At 71.2% G+C, this 23,616-nt stretch carries 18 protein-coding genes, 1 tRNA gene and 1 pseudogene; 11 read left to right on the top strand and 9 right to left on the bottom strand.

The features are described 5' to 3' along the window. Nucleotides 1–158: 158 nt before the first annotated feature. Nucleotides 159–1,076 (top strand): NAD(+) diphosphatase, encoded by a 918-nt coding sequence (gene nudC / locus OG811_RS09505; RefSeq protein WP_406073489.1) that lies wholly within the window; start codon nucleotides 159–161, stop codon nucleotides 1,074–1,076. Here nudC and OG811_RS09500 read toward each other — a convergent pair. Further along, the gene (locus tag OG811_RS09500) at nucleotides 1,073–2,242 is read right to left on the bottom strand and encodes a polysaccharide biosynthesis protein (protein ID WP_406075621.1); all 1,170 of its coding nucleotides are present in this window, start codon (nucleotides 2,240–2,242) and stop codon (nucleotides 1,073–1,075) included. The two genes, nudC and OG811_RS09500, sit on opposite strands and share 4 nt — an antisense overlap. Nucleotides 2,243–2,310: 68 nt before the next feature. Next, a complete protein-coding gene (locus OG811_RS09495) occupies nucleotides 2,311–6,639 on the bottom strand; it encodes an alpha-(1->3)-arabinofuranosyltransferase (protein ID WP_406073487.1) in 4,329 nt (1,442 codons plus the stop codon). Nucleotides 6,640–6,806: 167 nt separating this feature from the next. Here OG811_RS09495 and OG811_RS09490 point away from each other — a divergent pair, with 167 nt between their 5' ends. From OG811_RS09490 to OG811_RS09480, 3 genes are read left to right on the top strand one after another with little or no spacing between them, the layout of a single operon-like run. Continuing rightward, complete coding sequence (locus tag OG811_RS09490) at nucleotides 6,807–8,684, top strand: hypothetical protein (RefSeq protein WP_406075620.1); 1,878 nt, start codon at nucleotides 6,807–6,809, stop codon at nucleotides 8,682–8,684. Continuing rightward, on the top strand, nucleotides 8,685–10,394 hold the full coding sequence (locus tag OG811_RS09485) for a hypothetical protein (RefSeq protein WP_406073485.1): 1,710 nt from the start codon (nucleotides 8,685–8,687) through the stop codon (nucleotides 10,392–10,394). It abuts the gene before it with no gap. 35 nt (nucleotides 10,395–10,429) lie between these two features. Next, nucleotides 10,430–10,624 carry a hypothetical protein gene (locus OG811_RS09480; RefSeq protein ID WP_406073483.1) on the top strand — a complete coding sequence of 65 codons (195 nt, stop codon included), beginning with the start codon at nucleotides 10,430–10,432 and terminating at the stop codon, nucleotides 10,622–10,624. On the opposite strand, the gene OG811_RS09475 is transcribed toward OG811_RS09480, so the two are convergent. Together OG811_RS09475 and OG811_RS09470 are read right to left on the bottom strand one after the other, a co-directional pair. Continuing rightward, on the bottom strand, nucleotides 10,609–11,787 hold the full coding sequence (locus OG811_RS09475; protein WP_406075618.1) for a glycosyltransferase family 4 protein: 1,179 nt from the start codon (nucleotides 11,785–11,787) through the stop codon (nucleotides 10,609–10,611). The genes OG811_RS09480 and OG811_RS09475 overlap by 16 nt on opposite strands. 53 nt (nucleotides 11,788–11,840) lie before the next feature. After that, a complete protein-coding gene (locus OG811_RS09470; protein ID WP_406073481.1) occupies nucleotides 11,841–13,064 on the bottom strand; it encodes an acyltransferase family protein in 1,224 nt (407 codons plus the stop codon). Between the two features lie 111 nt (nucleotides 13,065–13,175). Here OG811_RS09470 and OG811_RS09465 point away from each other — a divergent pair, with 111 nt between their 5' ends. Next, nucleotides 13,176–14,384, top strand: coding sequence for a porin PorA family protein (locus tag OG811_RS09465; protein ID WP_406073479.1), 1,209 nt, complete (start codon nucleotides 13,176–13,178; stop codon nucleotides 14,382–14,384). A gap of 147 nt (nucleotides 14,385–14,531) precedes the next feature. Here the strand turns inward: OG811_RS09465 and OG811_RS09460 are convergent, their stop codons facing one another. Then, entirely contained in the window at nucleotides 14,532–16,202 is a 1,671-nt protein-coding gene (locus OG811_RS09460; RefSeq protein WP_406073477.1) for a DUF885 domain-containing protein, read from the bottom strand. A gap of 130 nt (nucleotides 16,203–16,332) precedes the next feature. Here OG811_RS09460 and OG811_RS09455 point away from each other — a divergent pair. Further along, a pseudogene (locus OG811_RS09455) lies at nucleotides 16,333–17,457 on the top strand (DMT family transporter); the annotation flags it as partial. Here OG811_RS09455 and OG811_RS09450 read toward each other — a convergent pair. Both OG811_RS09450 and OG811_RS09445 read right to left on the bottom strand, forming a co-directional pair. Then, on the bottom strand, nucleotides 17,340–18,410 hold the full coding sequence (locus OG811_RS09450) for a PHP domain-containing protein (protein ID WP_406073476.1): 1,071 nt from the start codon (nucleotides 18,408–18,410) through the stop codon (nucleotides 17,340–17,342). The pseudogene OG811_RS09455 and the gene OG811_RS09450 overlap by 118 nt on opposite strands. A 29-nt stretch (nucleotides 18,411–18,439) precedes the next feature. Continuing rightward, nucleotides 18,440–19,201 (bottom strand): peptidoglycan DD-metalloendopeptidase family protein, encoded by a 762-nt coding sequence (locus OG811_RS09445; RefSeq protein ID WP_406073474.1) that lies wholly within the window; start codon nucleotides 19,199–19,201, stop codon nucleotides 18,440–18,442. A gap of 110 nt (nucleotides 19,202–19,311) precedes the next feature. Here OG811_RS09445 and OG811_RS09440 point away from each other — a divergent pair, with 110 nt between their 5' ends. The 4 genes from OG811_RS09440 to OG811_RS09425 all read left to right on the top strand — a co-directional run bounded on the left by OG811_RS09440 (nucleotide 19,312) and on the right by OG811_RS09425 (nucleotide 21,175). After that, complete coding sequence (locus OG811_RS09440; RefSeq protein WP_406075617.1) at nucleotides 19,312–19,659, top strand: hypothetical protein; 348 nt, start codon at nucleotides 19,312–19,314, stop codon at nucleotides 19,657–19,659. Nucleotides 19,660–19,770: 111 nt separating this feature from the next. Beyond that, nucleotides 19,771–19,938 carry a hypothetical protein gene (locus tag OG811_RS09435; protein WP_406073472.1) on the top strand — a complete coding sequence of 56 codons (168 nt, stop codon included), beginning with the start codon at nucleotides 19,771–19,773 and terminating at the stop codon, nucleotides 19,936–19,938. Nucleotides 19,939–20,055: 117 nt separating this feature from the next. Beyond that, the gene (locus tag OG811_RS09430; protein ID WP_406073470.1) at nucleotides 20,056–20,583 is read left to right on the top strand and encodes a tRNA adenosine deaminase-associated protein; all 528 of its coding nucleotides are present in this window, start codon (nucleotides 20,056–20,058) and stop codon (nucleotides 20,581–20,583) included. A gap of 145 nt (nucleotides 20,584–20,728) precedes the next feature. Next, nucleotides 20,729–21,175 (top strand): nucleoside deaminase, encoded by a 447-nt coding sequence (locus OG811_RS09425; RefSeq protein WP_406075615.1) that lies wholly within the window; start codon nucleotides 20,729–20,731, stop codon nucleotides 21,173–21,175. Nucleotides 21,176–21,261: 86 nt separating this feature from the next. Here the strand turns inward: OG811_RS09425 and OG811_RS09420 are convergent, their stop codons facing one another. Together OG811_RS09420 and deoD are read right to left on the bottom strand one after the other, a co-directional pair. Beyond that, the gene (locus OG811_RS09420) at nucleotides 21,262–22,182 is read right to left on the bottom strand and encodes a DUF559 domain-containing protein (RefSeq protein WP_406073468.1); all 921 of its coding nucleotides are present in this window, start codon (nucleotides 22,180–22,182) and stop codon (nucleotides 21,262–21,264) included. 347 nt (nucleotides 22,183–22,529) lie between these two features. Beyond that, complete coding sequence (gene deoD / locus OG811_RS09415) at nucleotides 22,530–23,237, bottom strand: purine-nucleoside phosphorylase (protein WP_074315244.1); 708 nt, start codon at nucleotides 23,235–23,237, stop codon at nucleotides 22,530–22,532. 75 nt (nucleotides 23,238–23,312) lie between these two features. On the opposite strand from deoD, the gene OG811_RS09410 reads away from it, so the two are divergent. Next, nucleotides 23,313–23,399 (top strand) — tRNA-Ser (locus tag OG811_RS09410). Nucleotides 23,400–23,616: the final 217 nt, after the last annotated feature.

The following is a 23,616-nucleotide window of genomic DNA, read 5'->3' as shown; positions in this document are numbered from 1 at the left end:
GCAGGAGGTCCTCCCTCCCGGAAGCACCTACGGTAACGAATGCTCGGCCGTCCTTGCGGGCTGCGCCCACCGGGCCCTGCTGCGGCGCGTCGCGCGGCCTGTCGCAGGAGCCCGGGGCCGGTGTCGGCGGCGGACCGCAGACGTGGCACGGTGGCCGGGTGGACACTGCGGAGCGGGTGTTGGCGTACGGCGGCGGTTGGCTGGACCGGGCGGGCCCGTTGCGTACCGACCCGACCCGGTTGAGCGCGCTGCTCACCGAGCCGACCACCGTGGTGCTGCCGATGTGGCGGGACCGCTGCCTCATCGACGGCGACGGGCCGGTCCGGCTCACCGCGGAGCGTGCGTCTCTCGTTCGGTCCGCTGCCAGTGAGACCGTCTTCCTGGGGCTCGACGGGGACGTTGCCGTGTTCGCCGTGGACCTGTCCGCACTCACCGAGCGGTCCGCCGCCGAGATGGCCGGTGCGACGCGGTCCGTCGACGTACGGGCCCTGGTCGGGCGGCTCGCGCCGGGCGACGCGGCCGTCCAGGCGTACGCCAGGGGTTTGCTGCACTGGCACCGGCAGCAGGGATACTGCGGGACGTGCGGTGCGCCGGCCGTCGCTGGCGGCGGTGGGCACCTGCGGACCTGCACCGGCGGGGAGTGCGGACGTGTCCTGTTCCCCCGGATCGAACCGGCGATCATCGTGTTGGTCGAGGCACCCGGCGCATCCGGGCGCTGCCTGCTGGCCCGGCACGCGGGGGCGCCCGAGGACGCGTACTCGACGCTGGCCGGCTTCGTCGAGGTCGGTGAGAGCCTGGAGGACGCGGTCCGTCGGGAGATGGCCGAGGAGGCGGGTGTGACCGTCACCGACGTGACCTATCAGGGGTCGCAGGCATGGCCGTTTCCCGCCGGCCTGATGGTTGGCTTCCGGGCCACCGCCACGTCCGACGAGGTACGTGTCGACGGCGAGGAGTTGCTGGAGGCGCGCTGGTTCACCAGGGCGGAGCTGCGGGACCGGGTGGCTTGCGGCCGTACGCTCGGCCGGGTGGACGCGATCGACCACCGCCTCCTGAACGACTGGCTTGTGAAGGGCTAGCCCGGCCCGACCGACGGTGCGCCAGGTGGTCGACGGACGGTCACCGCCATGATCAGAGTGGTGACGATGGCGGTGCCCAGGGCCGCGAGGAGGAGATCGGAGACGGTGCGGGGCCGGATGGTCGCCGCGACGGTCACCAGGCCGGCCGTGCCCACCCACAGCGGTGCCGCCGCCCACCGCACACCGGCTGCGAGGCGGTCGTTGAGCAGCACGAACGCCACCGCGTAGAGCGCACCGACCGCAGCGAAGAGCGGCGCGTACCGGCCGAGGTGGGCGTAGGCGGGTCCGCCGGCGAGGCGGAAGGCCAGCCCTCCGGCGAGGGTCGACGCGAGCACCAGCACCAGGCCGCACGCACCCGTCACCGTGAGCGCCACCGCGCGGCTGCGGCGGTCACCGCGTGCGAGACGCGGCAGGGCGAGGACGGCGGCGACCTGCGGCGCCCAGAGCGCGCCCTTGCTCAGGACCGTGCCGACCGAGTACGCCCCGGACCCCGCAGGGGGAAGCAGCTGCCGGGCCAGGAGCAGATCGGCGTAGGAGACGACGAGCATCGCCAGGGTCGCGCCGCAGCCGGCGACCACCTGGGCGGTGGTCAGCCGTGGTGCGGTGGACGGTCGTCCGGGTGTGCGGGCGAGTCGGGCCAGCACCGCCGGGGCGAGCGCGGCGGTCAGCGCGCCGGCCGCCAGCGCGCCGGTCAGTCCCGCGCCGAGCAGCAGCCCGGCGATCACGCCGCCGTAGCGGCCCGCGGCGAGCAGGGCCATCCCGGTGGCGAGTCGAAGGAAGCGCTGGCCGCCCTGCAACTCCCCCAGGTATCGGGAGGAGAGCACGATCGCCGCCGTGGTGACCGCCAGCAGCGCGGGCACCTCGACCGGGAGGTCCAGAGCAGCGACCAGCAGTGGCGTCGCCACGATGAGGGTTCCGGCGCACACGGCGGCGGTGACCGCGGTGAGCCGCCGGGTGTCGGAGGTTCCGTGCCGCGCATGGTGCACGGCGACGGCCAGTTGCAGACCGAGCCCTGGCACGCTGACGATGGCCACCAGGCCGAGGGCGGTGGCGAGTGCGCTGAAGCCGGCCGGGTCGAGCCGCCGGGCGGCCAGCACCGGGACCAGGTAGGCCAGGCCGTTGACGAGGACGCCGGCCAGGGTGACGCTGACCCCCGCCGCGCCCAGCCCCTTGTTCCGTCCGCCGGCCCGCTCCGTCTCCGCGGCCTCCTCCGGACGGCCGAGTTGCCGAGGGCTCACGTGATCTCGGAGAGGGTGGGAAGGTGCCCGTCGGTCGTGTTCGGCTTCGGTGCCTCCGCGACCACCGGAGCCGGTTCTGCCGAAACGGCTGGGGCCGCCGGAGTCGGCGTGGCTCGACGTACGGGTCGTCGTCGGGCGGTGGTGGAAAGCCAGAGAGCACCCAGGGCGACGACGATCGTGAGTTGCAGCAGGGCGTCGGTGTTCCGGTGCGTCGACTCGAGGTAGGCCCACCCGGCGAGCACGACGAGCGCGCCGGGGAGCCACGTCTCGACGGCCCGTCTGATCGTCCTGGCCCGGCGTGGGTCGGCTGTCCAGGGCAGGCGGCGGGGGCCGGGAACCGCCAGCATGAACCCCGCCGCGACCACCAGGCCGCCGATGAGGCCGCTCGACAGCACCAGCGCGGCGGCGCCGACGGCCAGCAGCGGTAGGGATCGGGTGGCTCGGCGACGGCCGTGCGGTACGGCGGTCGACGAGGTGCGCCCGGTGGGCTGTCGGGCGGGCAGCACCGCGAGGAGGACGACCACAGCCAGCAGGAGGCCGCCGAGCAGAAGGCCCGCCCGGTACGTCGTGTCCGGGGCGAAGCGCAGGAGCACCTCGCCCGAGGTGCCAGCGGGCAGAATCCAGCCCTGCTGCCACCCGTCCACCACCAGCGGCTTCAGGGTCCGCCCGCCGATGCTCGCCTGCCAGCCGGCATTGGTGTTCTCCCGCACGGCGAGCACCCGGTCGACGGGGTGGTTGGCCACCCGTATCCGGCGTTCGGTCGTCGCCCACGAGCCGACCTCGATGGTGCTGGCGGCCACCGCGGGGGCCGGCTTGGGAGTCTGTGGCACCAGGGCGACCAGGGTGGGCGAGGCCAGCGTGCTCGGTGTGGTGACGATGCGGTGCTCGCCGCGGCCCAGGTCAAGCTGTCGGGGCGTGTCCCGGCCGCACATCGTCACCGGCATCTCGCGCAGTTCGAGCAGATCCCGGAGCGTGCCGCGCAGCGTGGTCCTCACCCGGTCCGTGCCGATCTGCAGCGTCGGACCCGATCCGCACGCCAGCGTCAGAGGGGTGTCGAGGTGCGGTCCGACGGTGGACGCCCCGGGCAGCACGGTCACCTCGCCGACCGCGACCGGCAACTGCTCCGGCAACCGCAGCTTGTACGGGTCGGTGCTGGTGGCGGACGGCTTGTCGAGGAACTGGATGGTGATCTCGTCGGTCCGCATCGGCGGGTCCAGGCGGAGGAGCCCGTCGTCGCCGAGCAGGCTGCTTCGGAAACCGTCGTCGCCGACCACCCGCACACTGCCGAGGCGGGTGGCGGCGGTCTCGTCGTCGACGGCGAAGCGGAGCCCGGTGATGGTCTGCGGCTTGAGCCACTTGAGACGCAGGATCGGTGCCTCGTCGTTGAGCGCCGGCGACCAACTGGTGGTCGGGTCCCCGTCGAGCACCGCGCCGGCCCGGCCCGTCGGGTCGGGCACGGCCGTCGAGGAGGCGCTGACCTGTGCTGCGAGGCGTAGCGGCTGTGCGTCGGCCACCAGCTTGTCGAGGGCCTTGTCCAGGTCCGGGCCGGCCGTCGGCCGCGCCCACAGTTTGGCGTCGTACGCCCCGGCGGCCGGCAGGGTCAGGGTCCGGTCGATCGTGGACCCGTCCTCGGAACCGCGGACGGCGTCGGTGGAGCAGTGCGGGTGCCCGTCGACGGAGAAGCAGGCCGGTGTGGTGGGCGCGGCCGACACGACGACGGTCGCCGGTCGGTCGGTGGCCGGTGCGGCGGGAAGGAGAAGGGTCCGGCTGGTCTCGATGCCGGGAATCTTGATCTCGGCGATGCCGACCGACCCGTTGCCGAACGGGCGGAGGTCGTACGCCCCGTCGACCGAGATCTGGACTTCGCGGGTGGCGTGAACGCCGGGCAGTTCGAAGACCATGTGATCGCTGAACTGTTCGACGGTGCGGCTCTCGTACCCGGCGGTGACGGTCACCGTCGTGGGCAGGGCGTCGGCCTTCAGGTCGAACCACACCTCGACCCGGGTGACCCGGGTCGGGTTGGCGAGGCCCAGCTCGACCCACTGACGGTTGCTGACCGAGTACGGTGCGGACTGCCAGGAGGTTGCCGGGTCGCCGTCCATCGCCGCGTACGGTTGGTGCTCGGGGCGGGCGCCGCCGGGGGCGTCCACCTGAGAGCGTGCGGTCGATGCGCGGATCGCGCTGATGCCCTCGAAGCGGGCGACGGTGGACTGCTGTGCCCCCCACTCGGGCAGGTAGTCGTGCGCGGGTGCCGCCACCTCGAAGGTGTCGTCGGCGGTGAGAGTCTGGGACGCGTTGTCGCGTAGTCGGCCGAACGACACGTCCCGCCTGCGCAGCCCGTCGGTCATCACGACGGGTCCGACGACGCCGGCGGCCGGCGCGTCTCCCGCCAGGACCGTGGGTGCGGAGCCGAGCAGCCCTGCCTCGGCGAGGTCGAGGAGCGATTCGGGGCCGCCCACCACGGTCGTCACGTCGTCACTGTCGTACGCGACCACCGGCTCGCCGGGCCGGTCGACCCGGTAGACCTCCAGCGCCCGGACGGGCACGTCGAGCCCCTGGTCGCGGAATTCGTCCGGGGACGAGGGCCCACCGCGTAGGGGACCGAAGGAGGTGACGCGGGTCAACCCGGGTGAGCGCTCCAGTGCCTGGCGTACCACTGCCGGGCGGGCCGTGTCGGAGCGACCGTGGTCGAGGTCGGCGCGGAACAGGACGTGGCTGATCCCGGAGCGGGCGAGCAGGTCCGCCAGGCCGGTCGAGCCGGAGCCGGTGGCGAGCGTCGACTCGATCGCGTCCAGCAGCCGGATCGTGGTCGGTGGGGTGAAGGGGATGGCGTTGCGTACCGCCCACCGACTGTTCAGCAGCGGTTGGGTGATCTCGTCGGTGGTGCTGCCCCAGTCGTACGACGGGAAGCGCGCCCCGGGTACGACGAGGACGCGCCCGCGCCCGGTGTTCGCGTCGAGCCAGTTGGCGGCCTCGTGCCAGTAGCCGGGCACCTCCTTGACGTTGTCCGACGGGGCGAGACCACCGGCGAGCGCGGGCGTGGCGACCGCCGTGACGGCGACCATGGCCGCGCCGGCCGTGAGCCAGGCGCGTGCGGCGGCTCGTGGGCGGTGCGGCGCGGGCGCGGTGCGTGCCGCGCGAACGGCCAGGCCGATCAGGTGCGCCATGCCCAGGGCCAGGGGCAGACGGAGCAGGACGTCGAACTTGTGCACGTTACGCAGCGGGGCACCGACGCCGTCGAGGAACTCCCGCTGTGGCCCGGCGAGGATGTTCGGCAGGTCACCGATGTGCCCGAGGCCGACGAGCGCGGCCCCGAGCACCAGACCGGTGATGAGGAACCGACGGTGCGGCATCCCGCGTCGGGACAGCCCGAGGACACCGAGGGCGGCGACCGCCAGGGTGGCGGCGACCAGTAGCGCCTCGTTGGCGAGCCGTGCACCGGACGGGATCGTCGGTCCGAACGGCGAGGCCAGGTAGGCGACCCAGTAGGAGGCGCCCCGGAGCGTGGTCACCGCGTCGGTGACGCTGGTGGTGTTCCGGGCGGTCTCGATGTAGTCCAGGAAGGGTGGGCTGTACCGCCCGAGGACCAGCAGCGGAATCAACCACCACGCCGTGGCCAGGGCCACCGCGCCGCACCAGGCGACGATGGCGGTGACGCGGCGGCGTACGGGCTGGAGGGCGGCGAGCCAGAGCAGGGCGAGCGGCACCACCGCGAACACGGCTGTGGCGTTGACTCCGCCGGCGCAGGCGACGGCGAGGGCCGACCCGGCGACGGCGCGTCGCAGCGGGGTGCCGTGGGCCAGACCGACCAGCGGGATGAGCACCCAGGGGGCGACGGCGCTGGGCCAGGCCTCCACCGAGGACCACCCGAGTTGGGTGAGGATGCGGGGTGACAGCGCGAAGGCGACACCGGCGATCATGCGTCCGGCCGGTGTGCCGATGCCGAGCCTGCCCGCCAGCCGCACCGCACCCAGGTAGGCGACACAGAAGAGCAGCGCCCACCACAGCCGCTGGACCACCCACGGCGCGAGGCCGAGTTTCGATCCGAGCAGGAAGAACGGCCCCATTGGCCAGAGGTATCCGTACGCCTGGTTCTGGAGCTGGCCGAACGTGCCGTTGGGGTCCCACAGGTGCAGGGAGCGGAGTAGCCACCCGGCTGGGTTGACGTTCAAATCGACCTTGGTGTCGGGGACGATCTGACCCGGGGCCTGCTGGAAGGCGAGGGCGGTGAGAGCGATGCAGATGGTCAGGTGCCGGAACCGCCGGGCCGTGTGCCGGGTACGGCTGGACCCCGGCGCGGCGCCACTGGTCACCTCTGCACGCATTTCGGCTCCTGTCTTCGCTGGCCGGACGCGCACCTGCAACCGACGACTGTCGCGCGACGTTATCCGGACCGGGCACGGACGGGCGACCAGGGGCGCTGCGAGGGCGTTATCGGGAGAACGGCCGTCCCCACGGCGTGTAAGCGTGTGGCAGGCTGCCGACCATGTCAATGCCAGAAGCTGAGGCCGAGACGCATCCGGAAGGCGTCGCTTCCGATGGCGATCGACCGGGGCCCATCGGCCGGTGGCTCCGCGCCGACCGCGTCCGCGCCGTAGCGGTCGCCCTCATCGTCGTGTCCGTCGCCTGGCGCGCCGGGCTCGCCACCCGTGGCTGGTTCTCGCAGGACGAGTTCGTCATCGCCGCCCAGGTCCTCGACACCCGGCTGGACGCGGACTATCTCCTGCGTACCTTCAACAACCACCTCATGCCCGGCGGCCTGCTGGTGGCGTGGGCGATGGTGCGGGCGGCGGGCTTTGTCACCTGGCCGTGGGTGCTGCTGCTGGCGGTCGGTCAGGCGGCGACCGGGATCGCCGTCTACCGGCTGCTGCGTGATCTGCTCCGGCCAGGCTGGGGGCTGCTCATCCCGCTGTGCCTGTTCGTGTTCAGCCCGCTGACGCTTGAGGTTTCCTCGCTGTGGCTGGTCGGGTTGCTCGTGCTGCCGATGCAGTTGGCCCTGGTCATGGCGGTGACGGCCCAGGTGCGATACGTGCGGACCGGCCGCCTGCGGCACCTCGTGACGGTCGCGTTCTGGCTGGTGTTCGGTCTGCTCTTCGACACCAAGTCCCTGCTGATCGTGCCGCTGCTGTTCCTGCTGACCGTCTTCCTCTTCACGTCCGGTCGCGCGTGGCGCAGCCTGGTGACGGCGATCCGTCGGCACTGGCCCGCGTGGCTGATGCTCGGCGTGCTCTCGGGCGCATATCTGGCGTTCTATCTGACCCGACCCGCCCGCGAGCTGGACGAACCCACGTCCGGCGGTCAGGTCCTCACCTTCCTCGGTGACCTGGTCGGCAAAACCATGGCACCGGGTCTGCTCGGGGGCCCCTGGCGCTGGACCTACGCCGGCGACGGTCCCCCGCTCGTGGACCCGTACGACATCGCCAAGTGGTTGTCCTGGGCGCTGCTGGCGACGCTCGTCGTGATCACCGTGCGGCGACGCCCGTCGGCCGGGCGGGCCTGGCTGCTGCTCGCCTCCTACCTTGGGCTGGTCGCCGCGCTCTTCGGCGTCACCCGGCTCGGTGGCCCGCTCGGCCCGGTGGTCGGCATCGTCCCCCGGTACGTCGCCGACGTGGTGCTGGTCGCCGCGATCTGTGTCGGTGCGGCCCTGCTGGGGACGAAGGACACCGACGAGGACGAGGTGTCCGCGTGGCCGGTCCCGACGGTCCTGCGGGAGCCGGGTGCCTTCGCGGTCGGCCTGGTCTCGATAATCGTCGTCCTGGCCACCATCGGGGTGGGCACGCTGTGGAGCACGGCCCGTTTCGGGGACAACTGGAGTACGAAGTACGGACGGGACTACCTCGCGACGGCCCAGGCCGAGCTTGCCGTCGCACCGCCGGGCACCGTCTTCCTGGACACCGCCGTCCCGGATCGTGTCGTCGCCGGTTACTTCTGGCCGGACAATCTTCAGTCGCACTTCTTCCGCCCGGCCGAGCGCCGGCCGACCTTCGTGACGGAGGCCGCGCGACCGTCGATGTTCGACGACTTCGGCCGGATTCATCCGGTCGTGGTGCAGGGGCAGAAGATCGTGCCCGGTCCGGTGCCCGACTGCGGGCACCTGGCGGAGGGCGGCCGGCCCACGCGGATCCCGTTGGACGGGCACCTGGTGGAGTGGCCGTACGTGGTGCACTTCGGCTACCTCAGCTCGGGCGACTCGACGGCGCTGTTCCGGCTCGGGGACGCCACGCGGGAGATCACGCTGCGGCGCGGGCTTAACGACGTCTTCTTCCTGTTGGAGGGCGCCGGGGACGCTGTCGAGGTCACCGTGAGCACGCCGGGGGTCGGGGTGTGCACCCAACTGATCACCGTCGGCCGGGCGGTGCCGGCACCGTGAATGGTTGAGCGGACCGCCGGTGTCCCGTCCCCACCGGTCCGGCGGGGGCGGGACACGCTGCCGCTCTACGCCGTCGCGGCGGTTGTCACGGTGCTGGTGCTGGCACCGCTGGGGGCGCCCGGCTACGCGCTGCTGTACGACATGGTGTTCGTACCCCGGCAGCCGCTGAGCTGGGATCTTGTCGCCCCGGCGCAGAGTCTGCCTCGGGCGGTGCCGATGGACGCACTGGTTTCCCTGATCACCCAGTTGGTGCCGGGCTGGTTGGTGCAGCGGCTGGTGCTCGGCGGGGCGGTCCTCCTGGCGGCGGTCGGCGCCGGCCGGCTGGTGCCGACCGACCGGCGCGCGGTCCGGCTGTTCGCCGCGGTGGCGTACGCGTGGACGCCCTACCTCGCCGAGCGCCTGTTGATCGGGCAGTGGGGTCTGTTGCTCGCGTACGCCGCGCTGCCCTGGTTGGTGCGGGCGGCGCTGGATCTGCGGGCGGGACGCGATGGCGCGCTCGCCCGGGTGGTGCTCGCCGCCGCTCCCGCCGCGATCACGCCGACCGGCGGGTTGATCGCGTTGGGCGCGGTGCTGCTGCTGGTGTCGGACCGGGCGCATCCGCGTCGGTCGGCGCTGGCGTTGGCCGGTGTCGGGATGCTGAACGCCCCCTGGGTGATTGCGGCCCTGGTCACCGGTGCCGGCGGTTCCTCCGACCCGGCGGGGGTGGCGGCGTTCGTGGCGCGTTCGGAGAACTGGGCCGGCCCGCTGGTGGCGCTCGCGGGCACCGGCGGCATCTGGAGTGCACAGGCCACGCCCGCGAGCCGCGCCGCACCGCTGGTGCCGCTGGCGACCCTGGTGCTGCTGATGCTGGCCGGTGTCGGCGCGGGCCTGCTGCGGCGTCGGCTGCCCCCGGGTGCGGCGGTGCGGCTGGGGGTGCTCGCCGGGATCGGCTGTCTCCTCGCTGCTTTCGGGGTGCTCCCGGGCGGGGACGCCGCGTTGCGCTGGGCGGTGGTGCACCTGCCGGGTGCGGGGCTGCTCCGCGACGGCCAGAAGTTCCTGGCCCCGTACGCGCTGTTACTGGTGGTGTGCGCGGCGCTGGGTGCCGAGCGGCTGGTGGCCCGGGTTGACCGGGAGGTGGCGGGGGTAATTCTGGTCGGCCTGCTGCTCCTGCCGGTGGCCGTCATGCCGGACCTCGCGTTCGGCGGTGCCGGCCGGATTCGTCCGGTGAGCTATCCGGCGGACTGGCAGGCGGTGGCCGAGCGGGTGGCCGGTGAGCCGGGGGAGATCCTCGCGCTGCCGTTGTCCGCCTACCGGGCCTATTCGTGGAACCCCGGACGGGTCGTCCTGGACCCGGCGCCCCGCTTTCTGCCGGGGACGGTGCTGACCGACGACACACTCCGGGTTGGCGACGTCGCGGTGGCCGGGGAAAATCCACGGCTCCGCGAGGTGCGCCAGGTGTTGGCCGACGGGCGTCCCGTCTCGGCCACCGGTGTGCGCTGGGTGGTGGTGCAGCACCAACTACCCAGCCAGGTGGACCCGGCGACCCTCCGCGACCTCCAGGTCGTCCACGAGGGACCGTTCCTCACTCTCTACCGCAATCAGGCTGTTCTGCCCCAACGGGCCCCGCCGGAACACGGCCCGTGGGCCGTCGTGATGGCGCTTGGTGCTGCCCTTCTGGTGGTCCTCGCTGCCGCCGTTTCGGCACTACACCGGCGCCCTACCGCGTGGTAACGTCCGCTCGCACGTCTCGCCATTGGAGGATTGGCATGCGTAGAGCTCTGACCCTGGTCGTGTCCGGCCTGGTGGCGGCGTTGCTGGGGATCCTGGCCCTCGGCGGGCTGTCGGCCGCCGCAACCGCCACCGACGAAGAGGCGGCCAGCAAGGCCAAGACCGTTTCGGAAGCGGCCAAGCGGGCCGGAAAGAAGGACCCGTACGCCCCCGAGGTTTACGGCGACAGGTAGGACGGCTCGCCCCGCTGCTGCACTGGGCGGGGCGACTCCGCACCCTCCAGCAGGGCCGCGAAGCGCCCACCCGCAATCTGCCAGGTGAAACTCGCCGCGTGCTCCCGGGCCTGGGCGCCCATCTCGCGCCGCAGCTCATCGTCGTGCAGAAGCGTGTGCACCTTCGCCAGGTAATCGTCGATGTCGTCGGCCAGCAGGCCGGTGCGCCCGTCGACGACCGCTTCGGCAACCCCGCCCGCCTGACGGAACGCCACCGTTGGTGTGCCCGCCGAACCTGCCTCCACAATGGTCAGACCCCAGCCCTCCTTCAATGACGGGGTGAGGGCGACCCAGGCCGAGGCGAGCAGGGCGGCCTTCTCCTCCTCCGTCACGAAGCCCCGGAAATCCACTCGCTCGGAGATGTTCAGCTCTGCGGCGAGTTCGCGCAGGTGCGACTCCCACCAGCCCTGGCCGGCGATGACCAGCCGCAGTTGGGGCAGCTCGTCGGCGAGGGCCGCGACTGCCCGCAGTGCCACCTCCACCCGCTTGTGTGGCACCAGCCGGTTCAACGTCACGAGCAGGGGGAACGTCGACCGTTCGGCGTCTGTGCGGGGCAGTTCCGGGGTGCCGTTGTGCACCACGGCGACCTGCTCCGGCGGTACGCCGAGCACGGCCAGTTCTCGGCGGGTGGCCTCGGAGACGGTGACGTACCGGCACCGCTGGTAGACGCGCACGGCGAGCGACGACTCGATCCACCAGCCGAACCGGGCGGCCCACTGTGGCAGGACCACCGGCCACTGCTCGCGATGCACGTGGTGGATCAGCTTGACCACCGGGCGCCGCGCCCACAGCGGGGCGAGAAACGGCAGTCCGTTGCAGACGTCGACCAGGATGTCGGGCCGGCCGCCCCGGCGGGTCGACAGCGGGCCCACGCCCAGCGCGCCGGCCACGTAGCAGAGCGCCGCCCAGAGGTAGACGGTGTGCCGGCCGCCGCGCCGGACCAGCCGTACGCCCGCCTCGTTGACCTCGTCGGCGGGAGCCTGGCTGTGGGCGGCGCAGAAGAGGGTGGCGCGGAAACCGAGGGCCACCAGCTCGGCGGCGACCCGCTCCACGTACACCTCGGAACCGCCACCCTCGGGGTTACGGGTGTCTCGCCAGTTGAGGAACAGCACGTGTCCGGGCATGCCGAAGCTACGCTCCACGCGAACCCTACTCTCAGGTAATTTAGGGACGCGCGTCACACTAGGGGCTGGGCTGCCGGCCGGCAATGCCCCGTTGGGCCAGCGCTCGCCGGCTCAGGGCCGGCCCGACGGCCCCACTGCGAGCCGAGCAGTTGCAGAGGCCGTTCGACGCTGTAGTAGCTGACCGCGGCGTACGCCAGACCGAAGACCATGGTGAGGGCGAAGGTGTTGAGCAGCCCGCCGGTGAACAGCGGTCGGTCGTCGAGCAGGTAGATGAGTTCGATGACCAGCGGGTGCCACAGGAACAGTCCGTACGACACGGTGCCGAGCCACCGAGCGGACGTGCTGCCGAAGACCCCCTTGACCCGACTCGGTCCACCGAAGGCCACCGGGATCAGGATCAGAGCCGCGATCGTGAGGTACAGGGCAAGCTTGACCGCGAACTCGGCGGCTGTCGGACCGGCGAGGTCGCGGGGGCCGGCGACCGGCGTCGTCGCGATCGCCATCAGGGCGACTGCCGCCGCCCAGCAGGCGACCGGTGCCGAGGCGAGGTCGTCCAGTACGCGGAAGGCGGCAGGCGCGGTCCCGGTGCGCAGGGCGACGTGCGCCGCCGCCAGTGCCATGCCCGCGCCGAACCAGGCCCCGTACGACGGGAGCCACATGGTGTGCAGGGCGGTGTCGAGCCAGCCGAACGCCATCATGGTGAGCCACCCCGCGGTCACCAGCACACCCCCGCTGACGATCAGGACGGTTCGGATGGGACGCCAGGACCGGCCCACGGCGAGCACGGCGATCAGCGGCAGGACCAGGTAGAACGCAACCTCGGTGGCAAGGCTCCAGGTCTGGCTGAGCCCGTAGCGCAACTGGCCAGACCCGTAGATCTGGGTGAAGGTGAGGTGGCGGATCCAGTCGCCGGCGGACGCCGGCCGGTTCTGTGGCAGGACGATGAGGCAGACCACCACCGCCAGCCAGTAGGCGGGCAGGATCCGTAGTGCCCGCCGCCAGAGATACCGCCCGGCGCGCGGCCGGGCCCGGCCGGTCGCGGCGCTGAGGGCCCACGGCCGGAACAGCAGAAACCCGGAGAGTACGAAGAAGACGGCGACGCCGACGTCCAGGCGAGCCAGCCAGCCGCCCCATGTGGTGTTCATGGTGACGGCGGTCTGGAACCCGACGTGGTGACCGACGACCGCCACGGCGCCGATCGCTCGCAGCGCGTCGAGGGCGGGGAGTCGGCCGGTTACCGAGTGCTCCGAAACTGTTGGCGCGGCGGCTGTGGACATCTGGACATCCAGGGGATCGCTTTGAAGGTGACCGGGGAGTAACCTCCCGCCATGTTAAGGATCGGGTGCCCCGGACAACAGGTCGTAGGGCGGCAGGTTACAGGAGGATGAGTGAAGCTTCGCGTGGGCGCCGCGCTCTTCGGGCTCGGTGTCTTATTGCTGGTCTTCGCGGCCGGGCTGCCGTTCTATGTGGCCCCTGCCGTGACCAAGCTCCCATATGATCTTGAACCAACGACGTCCATCGCTGAGGCGAAGAACGCCACGTTCCTGAAGATCACCGCAAGCGGAAGTTCAGTGAGCATCGAGGTCCCGCAGGGCGACCTGGTGTCCAACGTCGAGGTCATTCCGCAGCCCGACGACACGAAGGACCGGCTGCCCAAGGAGCTCAAGGGCGACGCGGTGATCTGGGACGTCTACCAGACGGTCAGGCGTACCGACAACGAGGATGTGGTCAGCCAGTACAGCACCGAGCTGGCTCTCTACCGGATCTCCGGCGCGGCCGCCCCGTGGAAGGACCAGTGGCTCAACGAGACCGGCGCGGATCAGACCCCGGTCGGCAACGTGAGCTACTCCGGTCAGATCTACAAGTTCCCGTTCGACACGGGAAAGCGGGACTACCAGGTTTTCGACCGTGACCTGAAGCGGGCCCTCCCGGCGAAGTTCACCGGGACCGAGAAGGTCAAGGGCATCGACGCGTACCGCTTCGAGCAGCGGATCGAGAACGAGGTGCTGGCCACCCCGGAGAGCAGCATCCAGACGCTGGTCGGCAAGTTCGCACCGGGCGCCACCAGCGGTCAGATCGTCTACAGCAACACCCGCACGCTCTGGGTCGACCCGGTGACCGGCTCCTACGTGAACGTCCGGGAGCAGCAGCACAAGGAGTTGCGCCCGAACACCGGCTCCCCCACGGTGCTGCTGGACGCGGACTTCAACTACACCGACGACACGGTCAGTCGCAGTGTCCAGACGGTCAAGGACAACCGCTTCAAGATCGGCCTGATCAGTTTCTGGGGTCCGATCGCGGCCGGTGTCCTTGGTCTGATCGCCCTCGTCGTCGGCGTGTGGCTGGTGACCCGACCCGAGGGCGGCGCCGCCCGGCACCGCGCCGAGCCGCCGGTCGTCGCTCCGGTTGCCGACCCGACTCCAACCCGAGTGGACCAGGAGCCGGTACGCGACACGGACACCGTCGAGCAGCCCAAACCCCAGCCTGTGGGCGGTCCGCTGACTGACGAGATCCCGCCGGCGTCGACGAACTGGAAGTCCGAGGATCCGACGGTGCCGACCCAGCGTCCGGCACCCGGCGAGGTGGAACAGCGCTAACGGGTACGACAGGAAGCACGACCGAGGGGTGGACCGCGACGAGGTCCACCCCTCGATCATGTGGCAAAAGGTGCGACCTGCGGGGAACGCGCAGCTGCGCGCGTCGGCGGACTCGTCGTACCGCCGTCGCGCACAGCCGCCGCCGGTTCAGAGCCGGGCCAGCGCCTGGCGCAGCGGGTCGAGACCCAGCGCACCCAGGTCCAACGCCTGCCGGTGGAATTCCCGCAGGTCGAAATCTGCACCCTTGCGGGCCTTGGCGTCCTCGCGGGCCTGGAGCCAGATCCGCTCACCCACCTTGTACGACGGTGCCTGCCCCGGCCAGCCCAGGTAGCGGTTCAGCTCGAAGCGCAGATTCTCGTCCGGCATCCGGCAGTGCGCCCGCATGAACTCCCAGCCCAGTTCGGGCGTCCACCGCTCACCCGGGTGGAAGCCGAAGGGATTGTCCTTCGGGATCTCCAGCTCCAGGTGCATACCGATGTCGACGATCACCCGTGCTGCGCGCATCGCCTGGCCGTCGAGCATGCCCAGCTTGTCGCCCGGGTCCTCCAGGTAGCCCAGCTCGTCCATCAGCCGCTCCGAGTAGAGCGCCCAGCCCTCGCCGTGCCCGGAGACCCAGCAGAGCAGCCGCTGCCAGCGGTTGAGCAGGTCGGCCCGGACGGCGGTCTGCGCCACCTGGAGGTGGTGACCTGGCACGCCCTCGTGGTAGACCGTGGTCACCTCCCGCCAGGTGGAGAAGTCGCTGATGCCTTGCGGCACCGCCCACCACATCCGCCCCGGGCGGGAGAAGTCCTCACTCGGGCCGGTGTAGTAGATGGCACCGTCGCTGGTCGGGGCGAGGCAGCACTCGATGCGCCGGACCTGCTCCGGAATGTCGAAGTGGGTGCCGTGCAGCTCGGAGATCGCCTTGTCGGCGAGCGCCTGCATCCAGTCCCGGAACGCCTCCTTGCCCTGGATGGTCCGGGCCGGGTCGGCGTCCAACGTGGCCACGGCTTCGTCGACGGTGGCACCGGAGCCGGCGATGCGCCCGGCGACGACCCGCAACTCCGCCTCCAGGCGGGCCAGCTCCGCGAAGCCCCAGGCGTACGTCTCGTCCAGGTCGACCCGGGCACCGAGGAAATACTGCGAGGCGAGCTCGTAGCGCTCGCGGCCGGCGGCCTGCTTGTCACGCCCGTGCGGGGCCAGCTCGGTACGCAGGAACTGGCCGAACTCGGCGGTCGCCGCGGTCGCCGCCGCCGCACCCCGCCGCAACTCGGCGTCGAGCGTGCCCTCGGCGCCCAGCCGCTCGACCAGCCCGTGGAAGAAGTTGTCCCCGGTCGGATCGACCCAGATGTCGCACTGCTTGGCCACCTCGACCAGCTGCACCTTCGAGCTGATCTCGCCGGCGGCGAGCGCCTCGCGCAGCGTGGTCTTGTAACCCTCCAGCGCGCCGGCGAAGCCGTTGAGCCGAGCGGCGATGTTGGCCTGCTCATCGTTGGTCGCGGTCGGCATCAGGTCGAACACCATGCGGATCTCGTGCAGGCCGCTGGTGATCACGCTGACCTCGCTGGTCACCTCGCCGGCGTCGTAGCGGGCCAGGTCCAGGCCGAGCCGTTCCTGCATGGCCTCCTTGGCGGTCTGTTCCGACTCGGTATCCGGCTCGGTCACCGCCAGCTCGGCGAGTGTCCGGCGGGTCAGGTCCGCACGCGCTCGGTAACCCTCGGGCGAGAGGTCGTCGAGTTGGTCGTCATGGCCGGCGATGCCGACGTAGGTTGCACCGGTGGGGCTCAAAGGCGCCCACTCGGCCACGTATCGGTTGGCGAGTTCATCAATTCGTCCCACGCTGCGACCCTACGTGACCACCATGCCCCCGTGTCGACGACGTTTGCGGTGTTCAAGCCACAGGTTGCGACAGTGTGCAACGTCCGAAAGGCGCGCGACTTTGTCGGACGGCTACGGCAGAGTGTCAGGGGTGACCACCGATACCACTCCTGACAAGGCACCCATTCGTGCCTGGCTGCCGGGCTTCGCCGCCCTCGCCGCGATCTGGGGTTCCAGCTTCCTTTTCATCAAGGTCGGGGTAAGCGAGCTGCACCCGGTCCAGCTCACCCTCTACCGGGTCGTCGCCGGCGCATTGACCCTGCTGGTGGTCCTCGCCGTGCTGCGCGACCGGCTGCCCCGCGAGCCGCGGGTCTGGGCGCATCTGGCTGTCGTCGCCGCGTTCGGTGTGGCGGTGCCGTTCACCCTCTTTGGCTACGGTGAGCAGCGGGTCGAGTCGATGCTGGCTGGCATCTGGAACGCCACCACACCACTGATCGTGCTGCCGTTGGCGGTGCTGGTCTTCCGCACCGAGCGGCTGACCGTGCGTCGGGCGGTCGGGCTCGGGATGGGTTTCCTCGGCGTGCTGGTGGTGCTCGGGGTCTGGGAGGGCGTCGGCGGGGCGCACTTCACCGGGCAGCTGATGTGCTTCGGCGCGGCCGCCTGCTACGGCGTCAGCATCCCCTACCAGAAGCGGTTCGTCGCTGGCAGCACGCATTCCGGCCTGTCGCTCTCCGCCGCGCAGCTGCTGCTCGCCGCTGGGCAACTGGCCATCGTCACCCCGTTCGTCGCCGGCATGCCACCGCTGCCCACCGAGCTGTCGACGGGGGTGGCGGCAAGCGTGCTGACCCTCGGCGCGCTCGGCACGGGGCTCGCATTCGTGATCAACATGCGCAACATCCGGGTAGCCGGCGCGAGCACCGCGTCCACCGTCACGTACGTGATCCCGATCTTCGCGGTGCTGATCGGTGCCGTGGCGCTCGACGAGCGACTCAACTGGCACCAACCGGTCGGCGCGCTCATCGTGCTGCTCGGGGTCGCGGTCTCCCAGGGTGTGATCGGCCGGCGGCGTCCCCGCCCCGTCGTCGGCGTCCCCGCCGTGCCGGCAGCCGAGCCGGCAGCCGAGCCGGCCACCCAACGCTGACCCACGAGCGGCGCCGATCAGGGCCGATCGTGCGTCCAGGCCACCAACTGCTTCGCCGACCAGGTGTTGACGACCCGGTCGGCCGGGACGCCAGAGCGTGCGGCCCGCTCGCAGCCGAACCGCTGCCAGTCGAGTTGGCCGGGCGCGTGCGCGTCCGTGTCGATGGCGAACCGGCAACCAGCCTCCAACGCGCGGCGGATCAGGCGCTTCGGCGGATCCTGCCGCTCCGGCCGGGAGTTGATCTCGACGGCGGTGTCGTGCTCGGCGCAGGCGGCGAAGACCGCGTCCGCGTCGAAGTCACTCTCCGCCCGAGTCCGGGCGCGGTGCCCCCGGTCGCCCGGACCGGTCACCCCGACCGGGCGGGACGACACCATCCGGCCGGTGACGTGGCCGAGGATGTCCAGGTGCGGGTTGGCGACCGCGGTCAGCATTCGCCTGGTCATCTTCGACCGCTCGTCGCGCAGGCCGCTGTGCACCGAACCGACCACCACGTCCAGCCGGGCCAGCAGCTCATCGTCCTGATCCAGCGAGCCGTCGGCGAGGATGTCCACCTCGATCCCGGTGAGGATCCGGAAACCCTCGGGCAGCGCCGCATTGACCTGCGCCACGTGGTCGAGCTGCCGGCGCAGCCGGTCCGCGGTCAGCCCCCGGGCCACCTTCAGTCGTGGCGAGTGGTCGGTCAGCACCATGTACTCGTGGCCCAACTCCACCGCGGCCAGGGCCATCTCCTCGATCGGTGAGCCGCCGTCGGACCAGTCCGAGTGGGTGTGACAGTCGCCCCGCAGGGCGGCACGTAGCGCCGCCGCCTCGGCATCCAGATCGCTGCCCTCGGTCGCCACCAGCCGGCGCAGGTAGACCGGCTCCTCACCCGCCAGCGACTCGGCCACGCAGCGAGCCGTGACGTCCCCGACCCCGGCCAGCCTGGTGAGCGTGCCGTCGCCGGCCCGCTCGGTCACCTCGGCCGCAGGCAGGCCCGCCAGCGCCTTCGCCGCCGACCGGAACGCGCGTACCCGATAGGTGGCCTCGTTCGCCCGCTCCAGCAGGAACGCGATCCGGCGCAGGTCGGCGATGGGGTCCCGGGCCTTCATCCCACCGAACCTAGTCGGTGTCGGGCCGGTCAGGGAGCCTTCGGGCACCCGTGTCTGCCTTGCCACCTGGTGACCTCGGCGGCCGGTTCCCGGTTGCCGCCACGCCGCCAGGAATCCAGGTAGCGCGCCGGCCAGAGCACCCCGCGCCGGATCCACCAGCCGTCCTTGCCCGCACACGGCGGCGAGATGCCGAAGTGCACGTGGCAGACGTTGTTCGCGTTGCCGGTGCGACCCACCTTGCCGAGCTGCTGCCCGGCGCGGACGCGCACCCCGGCGTCGACGCCACTGGACACGACGCTCAGGTGCGAGCCGTAGTAGCGCACCCCGTCGTCGCCGAGCAGAGAGACCGACAGGCCGCCGTTCTCCGGACCCTGCGGCCCACGCTTGGTGTACCGGTCGACGCGGCTCACCTCCAGCACCGTCCCGTCGGTCACCGCGACGAATGACTCACCGCAGTCGGCGAACAGATCCGTGGCCGGGTACGCCCCATGCGTCGGGTGATAGTCCACGTTGTCGGCGCGTACTGGGAAGACATGCCGAAGCCCGGTGCGGGGTGCCGTCGCCGACGGCCTGGCCGACGACGGTGCCAGGGTCGGGCCGGTTGTCGTCGGCGTGGCCGACGGGGCCGCTGGCTGCACGGCGGTCGCCCAGACCTCCGGCGGCGTCGGTGCGGCACCGTCGGCCGGCACCCCCGGCCGGGTGGTCGCGCAGCCGGCGGCCAGCACCGGGGCGAGCAGCAACAGGATCGGGTACGCCGGACGCGCGCGGCGGCTGATCGTCGGCGAGGACATCCGGTCATCCTGGCAGAGCCGGTACCGTGGGCACGAGCGGCGCGCGTGAGGGGAGGGCAGCGACGGTGACCATCGCCCGACCCGAGCCTGGCCCGGAATCCGGTGCCACCGTGCACCCGGTGGCGCGTACCCCTTCGGGTCTCTTTCCGACCGGGCCACCACCCCGCCCCACCTACCGCGAGCCGCACCCGATCACCGGCGGCGGTGTCGCCGCTGGCGGCGGCGCGGCCGCCGGCTGGTTGGTGCTGTTCGGCCTGCTCGGCACCGATGTGACCACTTACGCGTGGTGGACGGTGGTGGCCGGCCTGCTGGCGTGGCTGACCGCGCTGGTGCTCGTTCGCCACGGCGACCGTGGCGTTGCCACCGGCGTCGCCATCGTCACGGCGGGTGGCTGGAGCATCGCCGCCGCCGTCGTGGCGGTCCGCTGGGCCACCAGCGGTGACTGGCCGCTGTGGTGAGCGGGTCGGACAGGCCCCGAAACGACTGCCGATGACTGCGCGGTGTGCCCGGTTGGCTGCGTAGCGAACGCCGTCTTGACGTGGCCGCCGAGACTCGGCACGCTCGGCACCATGGCCAGGACCACTCCGCGACAGGACCCCGATCGCAGCCGCCGCCGCCTGCAGTTGCTGGCCGAGTTGGCGGGCGCCCGGGCGGTCCGTCAGCGCAGTCGACCGCAGCGGCAGCGCACCGAGCGTCTGCGCGAGCTCATCGCCACCCGCCGTCGGGTAGCCGGCTGATCCAACTTTGTCAGGAATGACCGGCCCGTCGGGGCGTTGACGGGTCGCCTGCCGATCCGACCGGCTAACGTGCACGCGTAACGAGTCGACGCTGTGTCGAGGGCTATTGGGGGGACCGTGTCGTACTTCGCTGCGGCCGTTGTGCGCGACGACAGTGGCTGGACCGCCGCCGAGGTCAGCCTGCGTGGCGCCACCGACATCGACGAGGTCGCAGACCGGCTGCGTGACGTCGATCAAGAGGCCGACGTGTCGCTGCTCTTCGTCGAGGCCGACGACGCGTACCTGGTGATTCTGCGTCTCGACGAGGGCGAGGACCTGCGGGTGTTCGGTTCGGACTCCGCGTACGCCGAGGAGTCACCGCTCGGTTCGCTGCTGGTCGGTGACCTGAAGACCTCGGTCACCGGGCTCGACGGCGATGAGGAACCGCGCCCGGCGACCAGCGGTGACGAGGAGAGCGAGCAGCCCGTCGTCGACCCGGAGGCGGACCCGGTGGGTGATGCCGATCTGCTGGCCAACCTGGGCATCTCCGCGCAGAAGCTGCTGGCCCTGTGCACGCACGAGGGGATGCTGCCGGCGGACGTCACCGCCGAGATCTGCCAGGTGCTCGGCTGCGTGGACGAGGTCGAGGAACTGCGTGAGGTCTGAGCCAGCCGACGCCACCGATCCGTCGCTGGAAACGATCCGGCCGGGGCAGCCGACCCCCGGTGCGGTGGGTCGCGCCGGGCCAGGTGCCCACGAGGGCCTGGCCGACCTGGGCGGGGTCGGTCGGCGGCAGCGGCACGAGTCGTGGATGCGCCGCGCCCTGGAGGTCGCCGTCACGGGCCCTGCCAGCGCTGCCGCAGGCGCTACCGACGTCGACGACGTGCCGGTGGGGGCGGTGCTCTACGGGCCGGATGGGACCGAGTTGGCCATCGGACGCAACGAGCGGGAGCTGACCGGCGACCCCACCGCCCACGCCGAAGTGCTGGCCCTGCGCCGCGGTGCCGAGCGGACCGGCCAGTGGCGGCTGGACGGCTGCACCCTGGTGGTCACCCTCGAACCCTGCACCATGTGCGCGGGAGCGCTGGTCCTCGCCCGGGTCTCCACCGTCGTCTTCGGTGCCTGGGAGCCCAAGACCGGTGCGGCCGGATCGCTCTGGGACGTGCTGCGTGACCGCCGGCTCAACCATCGCCCCGAGGTCTACGGCGGGGTGCTGGAGGCCGAGACCGCCGCCGTCCTCCAAGCCTTCTTCCGCTAAAACCCCCCCGCCCCCTCCCCTCCCCCCCTTGTGCGTCGCCCGCCCCCCTGTGCGTCGATCTAGGGCATATCAGCGTGAGTTGATCTCTATGGGCGATGATTCTCCCTAGATCGACGGGCGGCGGTGACGGTGGCGAGGATGTATTCCGGGGAGTTGTACAGGTCCGCCGCGGTGAAGTAGCGCATTGCCCAGCCCTGTTGCTCGAGCCAGTTGTGGCGGATCCGATCCTGTCGCAACCTTTGGCGGTTGAGGTGGGATGAACCGTCGTACTCTGCGGCAATCTTGTGCTGTGGATCGCCCAGGTCAAGGCGGTAACGAACACGCCCTCTGCCGTCGAGCTCCGGCAACTGGGGTACGAAGTCCCTGATGCCTGCGTCAACCAGGAGCAGTCGAAGCTGGGTCTCCTGTCTGCACTCCGCTCGCCCGTCCGCGATCACCACCAACTCGCGAGCCTGCCGTACACCGCGTAGACCATCGTGCCGGCCAACTTCAACGAGCAGTTCTTCCGGTGTCACCGCACCGGCGAAGAGCGCGGCGTCGAGGACCGGCAGGGCGTCGAACCGAGGGAGCGTACGGGCGAGATCAACGGCGGCGCGCGCCGCCATCGCGCAGGGAAGGCCGAGGATGTAGACGGGGGGAATGGCTGGCAGGACCGTCTGGTGTGAGGTGATCCCTCGCCGCTGTGGGAAGGGGCACCCTGCGGGCGTGAGCAGGTGAACGTCGTCGGTCGGTGCAACCCCGAAGCCTTGAAGTTCGGCAGCGGTGTGGAAGCCCAGCATCGCGTCCGGGTTGTCCATCAGCGCGGCCCTCGCCCGACCCCACAGTCCCGGCAGGTCGGGACCGGAGATGTACCTGCCGTGGTACGGCCGATGCAGGCGCCCTCTGTTCAAGCGCCATTTGATCGTCCCTGCCGACAACCCGGCACCCACCAGCTGACGGTAGCGGGTCGGCTGCAGATCGATCGGTATCCGCCAGGGCAGCCCAGCCGCCTGCGAGTAGAGGTCCACGAGGGGAAACCTGCCGCACCCACCGCCGCTGCGCTCGCCCACGGCCGCGCCCTGTGGACAACCGAACGCCCCTGTGGACAACCCCCCACGCGCCCCACCCGCGTGCTAACGGCCCCACCCGCCCACCGGCAGCGCTCGCGCCCTCCCGGCGCCCAAACGCACCTCGTTGATCTAGGGCATATAGTCGTGATCCGAGATCCACTAGCAACGATATGCCCTAGATCAACGAGGTGGGGGCGGGGAGGGAGGGGAGGGAGGGGAGGGGGAGGGGGAGGGGGAGGGGTTAGTCCTTGCTGCTTCGCTCCGCGAAGCGGCCCTAATCGGGAGGAAGTAGGTCTACTTCCGAGTTAGGCGATGATTGTGTCGAGGGCGATCTCGACCATTTGACTGAAGGTCTGCTCGCGCTCCTCGGAGGTGGTCTTCTCGCCGGTCTTGATGTGGTCGCTGACGGTCAGCACGGTCAGCGCCCGGGCCTTGAACCGCGCAGCGATCGTGTAGAGCGCCGCCGACTCCATCTCCACCGCCAGCACGCCGTAGTCGGCGAGGGTGTCGTAAAGGTCCGGACGGTCGGTGTAGAAGGCGTCCGCCGCCAGGATCGGCCCGACGTGCATGGTGATGCCGCGCCGCTCAGCCACCTCGACCGACGTACGCAGCAGCCCGAAGTCCGCCACCGGGGCGTAGTCGATCAGACCGTCGAAGCGCATCCGGTTCATGTTCGAGTCCGTGGACGACCCGATCGCGGCCACCACGTCGCGCAGTTGCAGGTCGGTGCTGAGGGCGCCGCAGGAGCCGACCCGGATCAGCGTCTTCACGCCGTACTCGTTGATCAGCTCGTGGGCGTAGATGGAGGCCGACGGCATGCCCATGCCGGAGCCCTGGACGGAAACCTCGACGCCGTTCCAGCGGCCGGTGAAGCCCAGCATGCCCCGGACCGTCGAGTAGCAGGTGGCGCCCTCGAGGTAGGTCTCTGCGATCCACTTGGCCCGCAGCGGGTCGCCCGGCATCAGGACCCGCTCGGCGATCTCGCCCGGCTTCGCGCCGATGTGCGTACTCATGGCAAAGATCCTGCCAGGCCGGCTCGGGCGATACCGGTTCGGCGTCGGAACCGGCGGTCCTGTACCCTCGTCGGCGGTGGCGTGTCCGAGTGGCCTAAGGAGCACGCCTCGAAAGCGTGTGAGGGTTAACGCCCTCCGAGGGTTCAAATCCCTCCGCCACCGCTCGTGAAATGCGAAAACGCCCGGGGAGTCCGCGAGGACGAACCGGGCGTTTCGTCGTTGGTGTCCCCGGAACGGTTGCGAATTACGGGATGGTCCTGCCCGTTCGTCTCATTTCGGCAACCCGTGCGGCTGCCTATGGTGTCCAGGCGCCTACCGAAACGGGGTCTTCAATGCGGCGAAGCGTATCCTTTTTTGTCCTTCCGGCCGTTCTGGCCAG

It is taken from the genome of Micromonospora sp. NBC_01638 (assembly GCF_045209745.1).
Classification (GTDB): Bacteria; Actinomycetota; Actinomycetes; order Mycobacteriales; family Micromonosporaceae; genus Micromonospora.
Note: the sequence above shows the minus strand (reverse complement) of the source record. Positions and strands in the feature narration are given on the sequence as shown.